Origin of the sequence: Furfurilactobacillus cerevisiae, assembly GCF_048961765.1 — a bacterium.
In the GTDB taxonomy this organism is placed as follows: Bacteria; Bacillota; Bacilli; order Lactobacillales; family Lactobacillaceae; genus Furfurilactobacillus; species Furfurilactobacillus milii_A.
In genome coordinates, this window is sequence record NZ_CP185253.1 from 769,955 (window position 1) to 786,489 (window position 16,535).

Below are 16,535 nucleotides of genomic sequence, written 5' to 3' on the forward strand. Positions count from 1 at the left end.
GGGATTATGACGGAATTGACGGTCTTTATAAGGAAAACAATTTGATAAAATGTTTTACTTAACAAATATTACTTTAAAAAGTTTCGTGAAAGGGCTTGCATTTTCAAATTTGAGGAGCTATGATTCAAATCGTAAGTTGGTTGTTAGCAAAAACTATCTCAAACAAATTCATTTGGAGGAATTCATTCATGGCTTATTGGAATGTTGATAAAGTACCTTATGTTGGTACTAGCGATTTGAAATCAGGCTTAGGTTTCCACTATTACCAACCAGACAAAGTGGTTGCCGGCAAAAAGATGCGCGACTGGTTACGGTTTTCTGTAGCCTACTGGCACACATTTGATCAACGCTTAGTTGACCCATTTGGTGATGGGACTGCCCAACGTCCTTACGACAAGTACACTGACCCAATGGACCAAGCCTTGGCTAAAGTTGATGCAGCGTTCGAATTTTATGACAAGTTAGGCGTTGACTTCCTATGTTTCCATGATCGTGACCTTGCTCCAGAAGGTAACACATTGCGTGAAACAAACAAGAATCTGGACAAAGTTGTTGATAAGATTGTTGAATACCAAAAGACATCTGGTATGAAGGTTCTTTGGAACACATCAAACTTATTTACAAATCCTCGTTTCGTTGAAGGTGCTGGTACTTCTCCATACGCTGACATCTTTGCCTACTCAGCTGCTCAATTGAAGCACAGTTTGGAAATTGGTAAGCGGGTTGGTTCTGAAAACTATGTCTTCTGGGGTGGTCGTGAAGGTTACGAATCACTTTGGAACACTGATATGAAGAAGGAACAGGAACACGCTGCTAAATTCTTCCACATGGCTAAGGACTACGCTAACGAAATTGGTTTTGATGCTCAGATGTTACTTGAACCAAAGCCAAAGGAACCAACAACTCACCAATACGACACAGACGCAGCAACAACTATTGCCTTTATGAAGGAATATGGTTTGGATAAAGACTTCAAGTTGAACCTTGAAGGTAACCATGCCAACTTGGCTGGTCACACTTACCAACATGAAATCAAGACTGCTGTTGATGCTGGCTTGCTTGGCTCATTGGATGCCAACCAAGGTGACAAGTTGATTGGCTGGGACATTGATGAATACCCATCAAACTTGTACGAGACCACTGCTGCTATGTATGAAGTTCTTTTGAACGGTGGTATCGGACCTCGCGGTGGTTTGAACTTCGATGCTAAACCACGTCGTTCATCATTCGAACCAAACGACTTATTCTACGGTCACATTGTCGGCATGGACAGCTTTGCTGCTGGTCTGTTAGTTGCTGACCGGATGTACCAAGACAAGGTTTTGGAAAACTTGAAGGCTGAACGTTACAGCTCATACAAGTCTGGTATTGGTGCTGAAATCGAAAGTGGCAAGGCTGACTTCAAGTCCCTTGAGGCTTATGCTGTCGACAAGCCACAATCAGAATTGATTGCTGCAACGCACTCAGATCACCTTGAACAAGTTAAGGACACTATCAACCACTACATCGTTGACACTTTAGGTAAATAATTGTTAGTCAAATAAGCTTCACCGGTGTAATCAAACGGCGGCACTGCGGAAAGTTCTCCGTGATGCCGCCGTTTGTGTCAAAATAAACAACGTACTTCTTGTTATACAAAAGTATGTGTTGTGGAGGATTTACTATGAGTTATGTATTGGGTGTGGACCTCGGCACTAGTGCTGTTAAGGTTTCTGCCATTGATAAAACGGGAACAATCAAAGCCCAACAGAGTTATGATTACCCACTTAGCCAACCTAAACCTGGTTACAGTGAACAAAACCCCGAAGATTGGGTGATGGGAACGACGGTCGCTATTGTACGTTTGATTCTTAACGATGGCATTGCGGCTGCAGATATTGACGGGATCAGCTATTCGGGTCAAATGCACGGGCTTGTTTTACTTGATGCTAACAATCAAGTTTTACGACCAGCTATTTTGTGGAATGACACACGAACAACTAAACAGTGTGAAGAAATTTCCGCCAAAATGGGCGATGATTTTATTGAAATCACCAAAAATAAGCCATTAGAAGGTTTTACCTTACCCAAGTTACTGTGGGTGAAGGAAAATGAACCGGAAACCTTCGCTAAGGCAGCAACATTCTTGCTTCCTAAGGATTACGTTCGGTACCGGATGACAGGAAAATTAGGGATGGATTACTCAGACGCTTCCGGAACTGTGCTTGAAGATGTGATGAATCATGAATGGAGTACCAGAATTTGCAAGATGTTTGATATTCCTGAGTCAATTTGCCCACCACTAATGGACTCAATTGACTATGTTGGTAACATTACGCCAAATTATGCAGAATTTTCTGGATTGGACACCCATACCAAAGTGTTTGCAGGTGGTGCAGACAACGCTTGTGGTGCCGTGGGTGCCGGCATCTTACATCCCAATATGGTGCTGTCCAGTATTGGTACATCAGGTGTTGTCCTGAAGTATGAAGAAGATCCAAGCATTGATTATAAGGGCACACTTCAATTCGAGAATCACGCCATTCCAAATGCCTATTATTCGATGGGTGTGACACTGGCAGCCGGATACAGTCTGAACTGGTTTAAAAAGACATTCGCTAAAGATACTGATTTTAGCGCATTTGTGGCCTCAGCTAATGAATCACCAGTAGGCGCAAACGGATTGCTATTTACGCCGTATATTGTTGGTGAACGCGCACCGTATGCTAACGCAGATATTCGCGGAAGTTTCGTTGGTATTGACGGTACTCAAACGCGTAGTGACTTTGTGCGTTCTGTGTTGGAAGGAATCGTGTTCTCGTTCCGTGATATTTTAGATTTGTTCGAACAAAATGGTAGCCAGTTTGATACCGTTGTTTCAATTGGCGGGGGCGCCAAGAGTCCACTGTGGTTGCAGATTCAAGCCGATATTTTCAATGTTGATGTGGTTAGCTTAACAAACGAACAGGGACCCGGATTGGGTGCTGCCATGTTAGCCGCTGTTGGTCTCGGATGGTTTGATACTGTTCAGGATTGTGCTGCCCAGTTCGTTCACTTTGGGACTGTTTATCATCCAATTGAAAAGAATGTGGCAAAGTACAAGGAATTGCACAACATTTATCAAACAATCTATCCGTCAACGAAAGAGCTGTCCTCACGCTTGCTGGCGTTTAGACGCAAAAATTAGGGACGACATTGTATCTGTTTGGGAACACTCTTGCTATTTATGCATACTTACCGCCGTCTTTATGCATTATACTAATTGCATAGAATTGATAAGGTGGGGTTGAAGGTGAGTAGCAAAGTTTTAAATCAGGACGTCATGCGCAGTGTGAATCAAAAATTAGTTCTTCAGCAGATTTTTAATGAGGGGCCAATATCGCGGATTGACGTTTCTAAGAAAATTAAATTAAATAAATCAACGGTGTCTACCTTATACAACATGCTAAAAGAAAACTCTTTAGTGGTGGAATTGGGCCAGGGTGAGTCAACTAGCAGCGGTGGTCGCAAACCGATTTTTACGCAGGTGAACGCTCACTGGGGTTATACAGTCAGTTTTGAAATTGGGTACCGTCATCTTCATATGATGACTAACTACTTAAATGGTGACATTATTTCGTTTCGTAATTTTGATATCGTCGGGATGGATATTCATCAAATTATTGATGCAATGCGTGCTAAAGTGCGGCAGATTAATATTCCGGGAACCTTACACGGGTTACTAGGTATTGGAGTAGCTGTTTCTGGAACTGTTTTGGATGAACACGTTGTGCATGCACCGTTTATCGATATGAAGGATGAAAATATCGTTCGAAGTCTTACTGGCGAATTTCAAGTGCCAGTTATGATGGAAAACGAGGCCAATTTGTCTGCTATTTACGAGCGTGATTTCAATGAAGCAGGCCTGTATCTAAATACAATCACAGTCAGCATCCATAAAGGGATTGGTGCCGGGATCATTATTGATAGTCAGCTTTACCGCGGCTTAAATGGTGAGGCCGGTGAAATTGGACGAAGTATTATGATGGATGCAAACGTAGGGATGTTAGACAATTTTCGTAAAGTGGAAGATTTCTGCTCTGAAGATGCCATTATTGGGTTTGCTCAGGGCGTTAAAGAGGATCCTAGCCTACAACGAGATGATTTAGTGGATCTATTTCGTAGTGACGATAAAGATATTAAGAAAATTCTGGATGAATTTACGACTGCCATTGCTAAGATTATTTTCAACGTAGCCAGTGAGTTTGACCCAGAAGCAATTTTCATTAATTCACCATTAATTGACGAATTGCCGTCATTGCTTGAACAAATTCGTCAGAAGTATCAACTGATTTCTCGGAATCGCACCCGCATTCGGCTAGCAAAGGATTCACAGCATGCAACATTACTTGGTGCATGTTCCCTGATTACGCATCGCGTTCTTAAAATGGATGATTATGCCCTAAAGTTTGTGTAAGGCTAGATCCAGATTTATTTATTTTTAATGTGTCATTTTAAATTCGATTGATAAGAGGGCAATGATTCAGTAATTTTCTGAATGGTTGTCCTTTTCTTTAGGCGTAAATGATCAAAAAAAGTATGCAACGTGAAAGAAGAGAAATTATGGAAAAAGTGACGTGGCCGGAAGCTGGCAAAAGGATGCTAGCAGGCAAGGCTTTTCGACAGACAGATGAGTTATTGGAAATTAGGTTACAAACACGTCGGGAAGTGAAGTCGTTTAACGACATTGATCCCGCAGATTTAAAATCGCGAGAACAGATTATTCGTCGTTTATTTGGGACCATTGGCAAAGATTTTTACATTGATTCACCGTTTCACTGTGACTATGGCGTCAATATCAATGCAGGCGACAATTTAAAAGTAAATATGGGATGCACATTTTTAGACTCCAATGTTATTAATATTGGTAATGATGTTTTGATTGCGCCAAATGTTGGCTTGTATACGGCAGGTCACATCGTGGATCCAGAATTACGTAAAAAACCATCCGCGTTGCAATATGCTTTACCAATTAACATTGGTAATAACGTTTGGATAGGCGCACAGAGTATTGTGTTACCTGGTGTGACGGTCGGTGATAATACGATTATCGGTGCTGGTAGCGTTGTTACTCGCGATTTGCCAGCAAACGTTGTCGCAGTCGGGAATCCTTGCCATGTATTACGTCAGGTGAATGACCGAGACAAGCATGAGTTTTTAGACCGACCGTTTAGTGCAGCGATGGATGATTAAATTTTAATGATTTCGATGGTGAGGCCGGCTCTGCAATTGGGTTGGCCTTTTGATGTCCTCAAATGGGATTAAAACGGAAAACTTACGATTTGTTGGTTCAAAAATGACGATGACCTTTTCTCCCTGGGCACCTTTGTTAGCGCGAATATCACGAACTGATTATGATTAAACGTAAATAATTGGTGTACGGAAATGTTTTATACTCAATCTTTGTGCTAAACGAGCACGTAATCGGTTGAATCAAAAGAGAGAAGGCAGCCGCATGAAAAATATGAATAAGGATAGTCATGCGTCAATGGATATGAATAATGACAGTGACCTGATGCAGCACGGCGGTGAAATGATGCATATGGGCAACATTACGCAAAAATTTTGGGTGTCGTTAGTTGTTTCAATTCCGGTTGTAATTTTGTCACCCGTATTGATGAATCGCTTTTATCCAGGACTCGCTTTTCCTGGATCAGAATGGTTATTGGTGATTCTTGCGTCGTTTATGTACTTTTACGGTGGTGCACCATTTCTTCGTGGTGCACGTGCTGAACTAAAGGATCGTCATCCTGAAATGATGACACTAATTGCCATCGGGATTTCCGTTTCGTATTTCTACAGCATTTATGCGTTTATCATGAATACGTTTGTTGGCGGCTCAAACGTTATGGATTTCTTTTGGGAGCTGGCGACGCTGATTGATATTATGTTGTTGGGACATGTCATTGAAATGAATGCCGTGATGTCTGCAGGTAATGCCTTGCAGAAAATGGCCGCATTGTTACCAAATGATGCAACACTAGTGAATACTGACGGCACCACAAACGACGTGCCATTGTCAGAAGTTCAGGTCGGTCAAACAGTGCTAGTTAAGGCTGGCGAGAATATTCCGACTGATGGCATGATTGTCGATGGGCAAACGTCAGTTAATGAAGCGATGGTCACTGGTGAGGCATGTGACGTCACGAAAGACGTTGATGACGAGGTTATTGGAGGCTCGACAAATGGTGCCGGCGTTATCCAAGTAAAGGTTACTGGGACTGGAGAATCAGAATATCTGTCCCAAGTGATGCAGTTGGTCAATAATGCGCAGAAAGAAAAGTCGAACGCTGAAGGTGTTGCTGATCGTGTCGCCGGGTGGCTTGTCTATGTGGCTGTTGGCGTTGCCTTAATTGCGTTTGTCCTCTGGTGGATCATTAACAAGAACTTTAACTTTGCTTTGGAACGAATGGTGACAATTCTTGTGATTGCTTGTCCTCACGCCCTCGGCCTCGCTATTCCGTTGGTCGTTGCTCGTTCTACATCCATTGGAGCTAAAAACGGGTTGTTGACGCGCAAACGGCAAGCACTGGAGGATGCACGTCATTTGAACGCGGTTATGATGGACAAAACAGGGACGTTGACAGAGGGCAACTTCGCAGTTTCGGATGTTGAAAGCTTCACACCAGACTATGATGGCGACAGCGTTCTTGCTATCATGGGTGGTCTAGAAGCTGGCTCCTCACATCCGCTGTCGGTTGGTATTATTAAAGAACTCGATGCTCGACACAAAGCGAGTGTCCCTGTAGACAATATCAATAACTTGCCTGGAACAGGGATTGAAGGTGAGTATCAGGGCCATCATGTCGCAATTGTGAACGAACGCTTTGTGAATGAAAACAAGATCGATTATGATCAGAGCAAATTTAACGAATTGTCTTTGCAGGGGAACACGGTGAGTTTTTTGATCAGTGATAATCGTTTACTCGGTTGGGCTGCTCAAGGTGATCAATTGAAGGAAAGCTCAAAAGCCTTGATCGATGGCTTGAAGGCTCGCGGCATTCGTCCAGTTATGCTGACAGGTGATAACAAGCAGGTTGCTGGACTGATTGCCAAGCGTTTGGGCATTCCTGACGAAGACGTGCATGGTGAACTGAAGCCAGAAGATAAGGAAGGGATCGTTAAACAATATCAGGATCAAGGCCTGGTCGTGGCAATGGTGGGCGATGGTGTCAATGATGCACCGAGTCTGGTTCGCGCGGATATTGGCATTGCTATTGGCGCTGGCACAGACGTTGCCGTTGATTCTGCCGACATCGTGCTGGTTCGAAGTGATCCATCCGATATCTTGCACTTTCTCGATTTAGCGCACAACACAACACGGAAGATGGTCCAAAACTTATGGTTTGGGGCCGGTTATAACATCTTCGCCATTCCCTTGGCTGCAGGGATTCTAGCATTTGTCGGCATAATTCTCAGCCCAGCCGTTGGTGCGTTGCTCATGGGGCTCAGTACGGTGGTCGTGGCGATCAATGCGCAAACGTTGAAAATTTAAGGTGACTTAATCAAGGTGTAATTGGCTTTGTGGATAGGATGGCAGCCTCTGTGATCAAGGAAAGCGGCACAATCACAAAAAAGGTGAAATCTAATGCTACGTTTGGTAAACGTAATGTCAGATTTCACCTTGTTTTGTGATTACAATTCTTTCATGGGTTGATTGTATCCACGGTCGCCAAATGGTTGTAATTTTGTCAACCACTCTTTTTTGAGTTCCTTGAGTGTATGCCGCATATTTAACACGTCGGTGGCATCCTTTCGATACAATTCGCTAAACTCAAAGTTTTCTGCACCATACTTTCGCCAGTCGGCTAACAAGTCTGGATTGGGAAAGCTACCATTGTTTAAATTTTGTTGGTAAAAGGACCACCGATTTTTGAGGTTGGGCACAGCGGCAATGTATATTTTACCGTTCGCTTTATTTTTCAGTTGAATCACACCATAATCGATTTCAATTTTTGCATATTGATCCAACAGTTCTTGTCTTCGTTTGGGATTCATGAGTTACTCCTTTGTTACTTTTTTTGCTGGCCTCGGCATCACGCTCATACGAACCTCATAACGACGTGCACCAAATTGGTGGCTAGTTTGTTGAGGTCTGTAAAATCGAGAAAGCGCTGGTTACCATAAATGTCTTTCAACGTCTCAGCGTCATCACCAAGGGCGGCGGAGAGCACGACAATGCCTTCGCGTTCGGCCTCATGGACGACTTGTTGCAAATCGTCCTTGGCTAAATCACCCGTATAGTTAGGCATGGCCTTTGGCTGACCATCGCTAAGATTGATAAGCAGTTTTGTTTGCTCAGTTCGTGCAGCAAGTTTGTCCGCCAGAATTTTGAGGGCGCTACCATCACGATTGTTATTCAACGCTTTGATGGTCGTCAAACGTAGCAAGGCGGTATCATAATCTTCGTCAAATTCTTTATAAGCGTAAATGGAAGTGCGTTCACGTTCACTAACATCTGCCGTATCACCATTAATAGTCAGCGGAATATTTAGATCTCGACAAAAGGCGGTGAGGGCAAAGATTGCTGTTTGTTCATGCTTGATGCGGTCATCCTCAACCATTGAAGCAGATTGATCAACACGGATGGCAATTGCCAGTGATGGGTCTTCATCAGGAGTCCGCTTTTTTGTGAAGTAACCGAAATCTTGATTAACAACTTTACTAGCATCGAATTGTTGCCCAAACACCTTACCCTTAGCGACATCGCTAGCGTGTTCATTCTGAAGAATTTCACGCATTTGTCGCACTAGTTGATCTGTAATAAGGTGGTTGGATTGTAGCTTTTTATTGGCCAGCTTAACATCGGCAGGCGTAATCTTAGGCACGTGAACGATAAGGCCTTCACGTGCATGAATAGTGCTTTTCAGACTTTCGCGAGCTGATTGATTCAACGCTTTTCGCGTTTGTTTGGCGGCTTCAGTATCTATCATTGGCATCGAAAGTGTTTCGCCTTCGTGAAAACTTTCTTCTTGCTGCTCAGTACCAATCGTACTGGTTACGTCGAGGCTAGCGTCACGCTTGGCATCTTCGGCTGTGATCTTATCGCCATCTGGTTGGACGTTATCATCTTCACTCTTAGTTTTTTCATTGTCAGGTGAGACAGTTTGTTTATCAGCTTCTGAATCTCGTTCAGGCTTATTTTGGCCAGCAACAGCAGGCGTGGTCGGTTCACTGACCGGCGGCTTAACGTCTTGTTGTGTATGAGTAGCAGGAATAGTCCGTTTGACAGCTGATTGGGTGACCAAACTGACGAGTTGATCCCAAAGGCCGGCATCCGCAATTGCCTGCTTTAATAGGTCAATTTCGAGTTCGTCAGTCGTGACTTTATAAAGTACCATCTGATCAAACGATTTAAGAATATCCGTAAACGCAGCGCTGGCAGACCAATAAAGGTAGCTTCGCATTCCAGCGACACCGTGAATACCGTTGGCTTTTGCCGTTTCATCAAGTAAACGAATAATGTTTGCCATCACGGTCAGCAATTTTTCGTCATGTAGACCACTTTTTGCGGAAGCACGGGCAACCATGACTGGAATGGTCGGTAAGTCCATCTTTTCGGAATACTGCATCCGGTCCCGTAGAGATTCGTTTAGTGGTCGGTTACCTTGATAGTTTCTGTTAGTTGTTAACACCACGACCGTGTCAGGATGCCGTTGAATTCGACCTTGCAGGGTTTCCAACGTTCCGTTAGGTTCCAGAACTGAGTTTAACGCGACTAACACGGAGGCGTCACGGATGACGGTCGGTTCTTGGATTTCTAGCAAGTAACCGTTTTGAACGGCCTTAACGATTTCCGAAGGGTAGAAACGATAGCTAATGGATTGGTGACTATCTTGATAATGTTGCAAATAGGTTTTTGCGTTCTTCTCAGACAGCTTCAAGTGGCCAGCCAAACGTGAAATAACTTCTGCTTGTGACTGACTCTCATCAAATATGGTTTGTAGTTCGGAATCTTCGTCCAAAACGGGCAGCAGAGAACCGAGGATATCGGATTTATCCATGTCAGCAAAACAAGTGATTTTTGTGTAGGGCAGTTGTAAATCGGCAGAAAGGGCCTTTGCCAGTTGCGTTTTGCCGGAACCAGCGTCACCTTCCAATAGTAAATTTGTAATGCGCATTTCCAGCATTTGCCAGGTGGCGATGATGGTATTAGCAATGCGGCGTTCTTGTTCACTGGTCACGTGAGAAGCCGGTTTCTGCCAGATCATCGCTTGTTCCACGGTGGAATAGTCGGTGCGCTGTTTTTGTAATGTGGTACTCATGGTTCTAACTCCTTATTTTTTGTGTTGTTTATTGCTCGCACCTTACCGAGCTTCGGCAGCACTTTCGTAAACGTGCACCTAACTTCTGAATCCTGTGCATAAGCGGTAAGTCAAATCATTCGGAAAATCACCGAATGGCTCGCTTTATTTCTTATTGCTCGGATTCAACTCGAAGTTGTGCAACACTCTGCTCTTAATATCCCAATTTTTTCAATTCGTCGGCAAGTAGGCGGTAACGTTCGCCGTACAGCTCGCCGTCACTTTGCAGCTGATCATAGAAAAATTGGATGTCGTGTGCAATGGTTTCGTTATCAGCATCAACATTGATTTCGAACCCGGTTCCTTGTAACGCGTGTTTGATGATTGCAAGGTGATCCGGATCGTATAGATCGTCCATTTTGTAGGCGGCCTCCATAAAGTAGGCGTTGGTGCTGAGAATCAGCAACGCTAAATCTAAAATGCGCGTTGCGGGGATAGTTTGTGCGTTATCATGATTGAGTTGCACCATGAGTTCGCCAGTCGTTGGCCGTGAACCAAGGTTGTCACCATAAGTTGCGTTTTCAACCTCATGGGTGCCAGTACTACGGCCATCCGTTTGGTCAAACTTGGGGTTGATTGAAATTGATTTGTAAGTCATGTTAATTTCCTCGATTAATTTGAGCGGGAAAATCAGTCCTTAACAATCCAGTAACGTGAGCCATCTCGAGTACGATCCATAAAGCCGTATTCAATGAGGTAACGGCGCAGCGTTACGGGGTCATCGCTAATTTTCTTTAAAATTGCAGTAATTTGTAACTCATCCCATTCACCATCTGCTGGCAAACTTTGTGTGATGCGGTCGAGAACGACCACGATTCGCTTTTGTTTACGCGGCAAACGCTTTAAGGTCAGCTGTCCATTCGTTTCTGATAAATATTCTGCGACAGTGTTCTGCCATTCAGCGTTGGTAATTGCGAATCGGTCATCCGGTCTGGCAACGTGACCAGGAATGGGGATGAGGGTGTCTGATTGATCATGATTAATCTCAAAGACATTGTGGTACATCGCCAGATATTGCTTAGCTTGTTTGGCTTTCTCTCGAAACGTAAATTTTTGATGGCGAATCGTAGAAGCCGAAACATTCATATCGCGCGCAATCTCGGCATCTTTTTGACCAGTTGCAAACGCGGTTAGTAAGGCTTGTTGCTTCTCTGTTAATTGATTGTATTTTGAATCATCATGGATTAGTTGGTACGCATTTCCTTGATGAACGTTTTGAATGTGTTGCTCAATTGCCGCTGCAGCAGCAAAAAAATGATCATTAATTTGATAAACTTGGTCGGCTTCAAACTTGGCATCGCAGTAGTTACAGTAAAAAGTGTCTGCTTGACGATGCCAACCTTGTTCCAACTCTTGTTGCGAGTAATTCGAAAGCATATTATCACCTCAATCAATAAACGTATCATAAACATGTTCACTATATTCGTCAACACTTTTATTTTTTGTTTATTGCAGTATCTGATTTTCGCCGGATTTGAGTACGGATGTTAACAGTGTTTTGTCACTGATCATCATGGCATCAACGCTCTGTCGCGGAGTCGATTTAATGCAAACACTTAGAGTCATTGTTAGCGAAATCAGTGATCAAAAAAAATAGGAATCAATATTCGAACATAATTGTCCGAATATTGATCCCTATTTGTAAGCCAGTAATTAAATTAGAATCCCGTCGCAATGATCGATTTCATGTTGAATAATCTGCGCAGTGAAATCGGAGAATGACGCCGTCTTTGTTTGCCAATCTGTTGTTTGGTAACGGACGGTAATGTTGCGGTAGCGGGTTGTTGGTCGTTGACCTGATAAGGACAAACAGCCTTCGGTAGTCTGATAAACAGCTTGTTTTTGAGTAATCACTGGATTAATCATCGGTACCAGCATTGGCCCGAGTTGGTAAGCAATGATGCGTTTTGTCTGCCCAATCATATTTGCCGCCATGCCAACACAATTGTCTTGGTGGGCCCGCAGCGTGTCGACAAGGTCAGCAACGATTTGTTGGTCAGCAGGTGTTGCCAGTTGGGAGACTTTTTTTAAACTATTGATGTTTTTATTGATGGGTTGAATCATAACGAACCTCTTTTAAATGACGAAGTAGCAGGTTAACAGCATTATTAGTCGTGACGACAGTGCGTTACTCATTGTGCTTTTTACCACGCACTACATGGTCCGCATGTTCAAGGGTCTCTGTGACGATGTCAAGAATGTGAGGATCGTCTAGCCGATAATAATTCGCCTTACCAACACGTTTGGCTGTGACCAACTGGTGCTTTCGAAGTAGCGCAAGCTGATGCGAAACGACCGATTGTTCTAAGTTAAGCAACGTGCTCAAGTCATTAACGTTTAATTCCTGTTGTTCCAAGACGTATAAAATTTGCAAACGTGAGGGGTTGCTGAGCAATTTAAAGATACGCGTCGATTCACTTAAATGAAATGAATCGATCAAGTTCGGTTTGTTGGAGTTTGTCATAACAATTCCTTTCATTTCATATGTTGAGTCTAGCATGTTCAGTTAATTGCGTAAATGTCAAAAGTCATTCAAAGGCGCGGTTTAAAGGTGAAAATGTTCAAATCGAGACAAACAAAAATGGCAAGTCTGACGCAATCGTCAAACCTGCCGTTTTGTTATTTTACAGAAGTTCTTTGTTAGTCCTTACCACGACCTGCTTGGAAAGATTCCCATCCCTCACTGGCGATAAAGTAAACCAGCACAAGTGCAGCCACAGAGTCGGCCCACCACCAACCGAACAGTGCGGTTAAAACGCCGCCAACTAATACAGTAGCAGCCATATAAGCACAGGTGATATTGCACATACCATCTTCCACTAAGGCATCTGAGTGAAGTGATTTACCTAACGCGCGTTTGCGTAAAGTTAGAAATGGCATCAAGATAACGGAGGCAATGGCGATTGCAATGCCGGAAAAGCTTTGGTCAGCAGCTTGATGTGTGACTAAATTAAAAAGCGAAACGCCAATGACATAGATGGATAGTAGCAGGAGAACCGAGCCAACGATTAGTGAGGAGCGACGTTCAGCACGATTAATTTCGCTCTGACTTGCGCCATTTGCTTCTTTACGTAAACGCCAAATCAGTGTGCTACCTGAAATGATTTCTAAAAAACTGTCCAATCCAAAAGCAATTAATAATATTGAATGTGCCGTAATACCGGAGTAAAGACCGACTAGGAATTCAAATGCCATCCATCCGGTCGAAAAGTATTCCGTATGAATGCTTCGACGAACAAGCATGTTTGAATCGGTATTATTTTGCATATTCTTTCTCCTCAATCGAGCAACCTAATCTGAAATCCTAATAAAGTTATTTAAGCATGTTATTCAATTCATATGTTGATAATAACATTATAACTTTGATTCGTAAATAACGATGTTAAGTGCTGAAAATGATCAAACAACGAATTCTCCGAAAAGAAGGAGGTAGCGCCTGAATTAATTTTATTGGTATGGCAAATTACAAGTTTAATCCGAACAAGCCCGGAATCTTTCAATGGCAGTCTGTTGATGATGTATTTTTAATGGTCGTTGATTAATTAGTTCAAGTGCTGCTAGGATCTCATCAGTCGTTACTTGGCTAAAATTGGTCTTTTTCGGGAAGAACCAGCGTAACCGTCTATTAAAATATTCATTGGAACCTCGCTCCCATGGTGAATATGGATGGCAAAAATAAACTTTGATCTGATAATCCTGTTCTAAGGCCTGATAATTGGCAAACTCTTTACCATGATCAACAGTAATGGATTTTACTTGGGGACCGAAGGCCCCCATAAACTTGCCAAAGGCGGTGTTTAGAGCCTTAGCCGTTCTATTAGGGGCTTTGATGGCCCATAGAAGTCGGGTCTTACGTTCTACGAATGTAACCAGACATGATCGTGACTCACTTCGACTAGAAAGCACCGTATCTACTTCCCAATGACCAAAAGCTAATCGTTGATTAACAGTTGTTGGCCGTTGTTCGATGGAAGTCCCACTTGTAAATTTCCCACGATTTTCGCTCACTCGGTGCTGGCGGACATTCCGATTGGGTAGATCAGTCAATTTGAAGGGGAGCCAGCCACGATTAAGCCAATTATAAATTGACGCAGTGCTCAAGTTATAAGCGGCCGCAATGGTTTCTGGTGACCAGGTTAATCGTAAGTGATTGGTAATTAAAGTCGCTAATGCTGCCGTCAGCATCGAACGACGACCGCAATTCCGCCTTTTGCGATCTGCATCTTGCTGAGCTAATTCTGGATCATAAGGTTTAACCCGGTCCAACTCATAGCTAATCGTAGCTTTGGCGACGCCTAAGGCGTCAGCCATTACTTGGTAAGATTTATTCCCCTCATTGACCAGTTGTGCTAGTGCGCCACGTTGAAAACGTGATAAAGTAGATGTACCCAAAGTAATCACTCCCTATATTGGTTGGAATTAGCTACTACCATTGTAAGTGATTACTTTGGGCTTTTTAATTTCTGTTCGGATTAATTATAGAATTTGCCGTATGAAAAAACAAATGTGACGAAATTTTTTTGACGTGAACTAACGTAAAACACGAACTTTATTGGAAACCTAAGCCTAAAATAAAATAAAATCCTTTTTCTGGTATGAATCATTATAATTAGCTGTTAAAAGGACAAAAAGTGATTGCATTTTGATTTTGCAATGAGTACGATGTCTGTATTGAATACGAACGAATTAACCACTAATCGGTTTAATAATCCGTATTTATAAAAACATTTATGATGAGGTGACATAGTGGAACGGTTATTCGGATTAAAAAAGGCAGGAACCACGGTCAGTACAGAAATTGGTGCAGGTTTGACAACGTTTTTCGCCATGTCATATATCCTGTTTGTTAACCCTCAGATTCTTGGACAGACTGGAATGCCTGTTCAAGCTGTGTTTTTGGCAACAATTATTGCTTCTGTTGCCGGAACACTGGTTATGGGACTTGTTGCAAACGTTCCTTATGCGCTAGCGCCAGGGATGGGGCTCAATGCTTTCTTCACGTATACCGTTGTTATGAGTTTAGGCTTTAAATGGCAAGCTGCGTTAGCGTTAGTTTTCTTTTGTGGCATTATTAATATTCTGATTACCGTAACCAAAGTCCGTAAAATGTTGATTTCAGCAATTCCGATGAACCTACAATTGGCAATTAGCGGTGGGATTGGTGCCTTTATTGCTTATGCGGGTTTGAAAAACGCTGGTTTTTTAAAGTTCACTTCAGACGCTGGCAATATTTTATCGATTAACAATAAAGCATTTTCTGGAACACAAGAAACATTCCACCACGGCATTGAGACAGTTGTGACTGGCGGTGGCATCGTACCAGCATTACAAAACTTCAATAATGCCAGCATTGTGTTAGCATTGATCGGCTTAGTCATTACAGTTTTACTGAAGGTTCGCAAAGTTCCGGGCGCTCTGTTGATCGGGATTTTTGCAACAACGCTTATCGGCATTCCAATGGGCGTTACCAACTTACACTTATTTAGTGCCTTTACTTTCGGTGCGTCGGTGAAACAGTTAGGAACAACTTTCTTAGCAGCATTTTCGTCACAAGGAATGGGATCGTTATTTTCTGACAGTCACCGGATTATTTTAGTGTTAATGACCATTCTGTCGTTTAGCCTGTCTGATATTTTTGATTCACTAGGTACCTTTATTGGGACCGGCCGTCAAACCGGTATTTTTTCAGGTGAGGAAGAATTACGTTTGGAAGCCGAACCAGGTTTTAAGTCCAAACTGGATAAGGCATTGTTCGCCGATTCGATTGCAACAGGGGTTGGTTCTTTGTTTGGCACATCAAACATTACGACGTACGTGGAAAGTTCTGCCGGCATTGGTGCTGGCGGTCGCACGGGTTTAACAAGTGTCGTCATTGCCATTCTTTTCTTGGCTAGTTCCGTCCTTTCTCCCTTGCTGTCAATTATTCCTACGGCTGCAATTGCGCCATCGCTGATTTTAGTCGGCATCATGATGATGAGTTCATTCAATAAGATTCCGTGGGGCGATCTAGAAGAAGCAATTCCAGCCTTCATGACGTCATTGATGATGGCCTTTGCCTATAACATCACCTATGGGATTGCAGCAGGATTTATTTTCTACTGCTTGATTAAAACTGTAATGGGCAAGGCGAAGACGGTTCATCCATTGATCTGGATTGTGTCATTACTCTTTGTCATTAACTTCACGGTGTTGGCATTTATTTAACGGTTAAAA

Annotated in this window: 14 protein-coding genes; 6 read left to right on the forward strand and 8 right to left on the reverse strand. The window is 42.9% G+C overall.

Annotated elements, in window-relative coordinates:
- The first annotated feature begins 188 nt into the window (after nucleotides 1–188).
- From xylA to ABUE36_RS03625, 5 genes are all read left to right on the forward strand, one after another.
- Nucleotides 189–1,529, forward strand: coding sequence for a xylose isomerase (xylA, locus tag ABUE36_RS03605; protein ID WP_421017179.1), 1,341 nt, complete (start codon nucleotides 189–191; stop codon nucleotides 1,527–1,529).
- A gap of 134 nt (nucleotides 1,530–1,663) precedes the next feature.
- Complete coding sequence (gene xylB, locus ABUE36_RS03610; protein WP_421017180.1) at nucleotides 1,664–3,166, forward strand: xylulokinase; 1,503 nt, start codon at nucleotides 1,664–1,666, stop codon at nucleotides 3,164–3,166.
- 105 nt (nucleotides 3,167–3,271) lie between these two features.
- Nucleotides 3,272–4,435 (forward strand): ROK family protein, encoded by a 1,164-nt coding sequence (locus ABUE36_RS03615; protein ID WP_421017181.1) that lies wholly within the window; start codon nucleotides 3,272–3,274, stop codon nucleotides 4,433–4,435.
- A gap of 146 nt (nucleotides 4,436–4,581) precedes the next feature.
- Nucleotides 4,582–5,211 carry a sugar O-acetyltransferase gene (locus tag ABUE36_RS03620; protein WP_161001985.1) on the forward strand — a complete coding sequence of 210 codons (630 nt, stop codon included), beginning with the start codon at nucleotides 4,582–4,584 and terminating at the stop codon, nucleotides 5,209–5,211.
- 262 nt (nucleotides 5,212–5,473) lie between these two features.
- Nucleotides 5,474–7,513 (forward strand): heavy metal translocating P-type ATPase, encoded by a 2,040-nt coding sequence (locus ABUE36_RS03625; RefSeq protein WP_421017182.1) that lies wholly within the window; start codon nucleotides 5,474–5,476, stop codon nucleotides 7,511–7,513.
- Between the two features lie 140 nt (nucleotides 7,514–7,653).
- On the opposite strand, the gene ABUE36_RS03630 is transcribed toward ABUE36_RS03625, so the two are convergent.
- The 8 genes from ABUE36_RS03630 to ABUE36_RS03665 form a co-directional block, all read right to left on the reverse strand.
- Entirely contained in the window at nucleotides 7,654–8,016 is a 363-nt protein-coding gene (locus ABUE36_RS03630) for a GIY-YIG nuclease family protein (RefSeq protein WP_161001987.1), read from the reverse strand.
- 44 nt (nucleotides 8,017–8,060) lie between these two features.
- Entirely contained in the window at nucleotides 8,061–10,283 is a 2,223-nt protein-coding gene (locus ABUE36_RS03635) for an AAA family ATPase (protein WP_421017183.1), read from the reverse strand.
- Between the two features lie 193 nt (nucleotides 10,284–10,476).
- Entirely contained in the window at nucleotides 10,477–10,920 is a 444-nt protein-coding gene (locus ABUE36_RS03640; protein WP_161001989.1) for a DUF6530 family protein, read from the reverse strand.
- A 32-nt stretch (nucleotides 10,921–10,952) separates the two neighbouring features.
- Nucleotides 10,953–11,699 (reverse strand): DUF2087 domain-containing protein, encoded by a 747-nt coding sequence (locus tag ABUE36_RS03645; protein WP_161001990.1) that lies wholly within the window; start codon nucleotides 11,697–11,699, stop codon nucleotides 10,953–10,955.
- A 276-nt stretch (nucleotides 11,700–11,975) separates the two neighbouring features.
- On the reverse strand, nucleotides 11,976–12,386 hold the full coding sequence (locus tag ABUE36_RS03650) for a peptide deformylase (RefSeq protein WP_161001991.1): 411 nt from the start codon (nucleotides 12,384–12,386) through the stop codon (nucleotides 11,976–11,978).
- Between the two features lie 64 nt (nucleotides 12,387–12,450).
- Entirely contained in the window at nucleotides 12,451–12,786 is a 336-nt protein-coding gene (locus ABUE36_RS03655; protein WP_161001992.1) for an ArsR/SmtB family transcription factor, read from the reverse strand.
- A gap of 176 nt (nucleotides 12,787–12,962) precedes the next feature.
- A complete protein-coding gene (locus ABUE36_RS03660) occupies nucleotides 12,963–13,589 on the reverse strand; it encodes a cation transporter (protein ID WP_161001993.1) in 627 nt (208 codons plus the stop codon).
- Nucleotides 13,590–13,793: 204 nt separating this feature from the next.
- Nucleotides 13,794–14,714, reverse strand: coding sequence for an IS30-like element ISLsa1 family transposase (locus tag ABUE36_RS03665; protein WP_011373852.1), 921 nt, complete (start codon nucleotides 14,712–14,714; stop codon nucleotides 13,794–13,796).
- A 354-nt stretch (nucleotides 14,715–15,068) separates the two neighbouring features.
- On the opposite strand from ABUE36_RS03665, the gene ABUE36_RS03670 reads away from it, so the two are divergent.
- A complete protein-coding gene (locus ABUE36_RS03670; RefSeq protein WP_161001994.1) occupies nucleotides 15,069–16,526 on the forward strand; it encodes a solute carrier family 23 protein in 1,458 nt (485 codons plus the stop codon).
- Nucleotides 16,527–16,535: the final 9 nt, after the last annotated feature.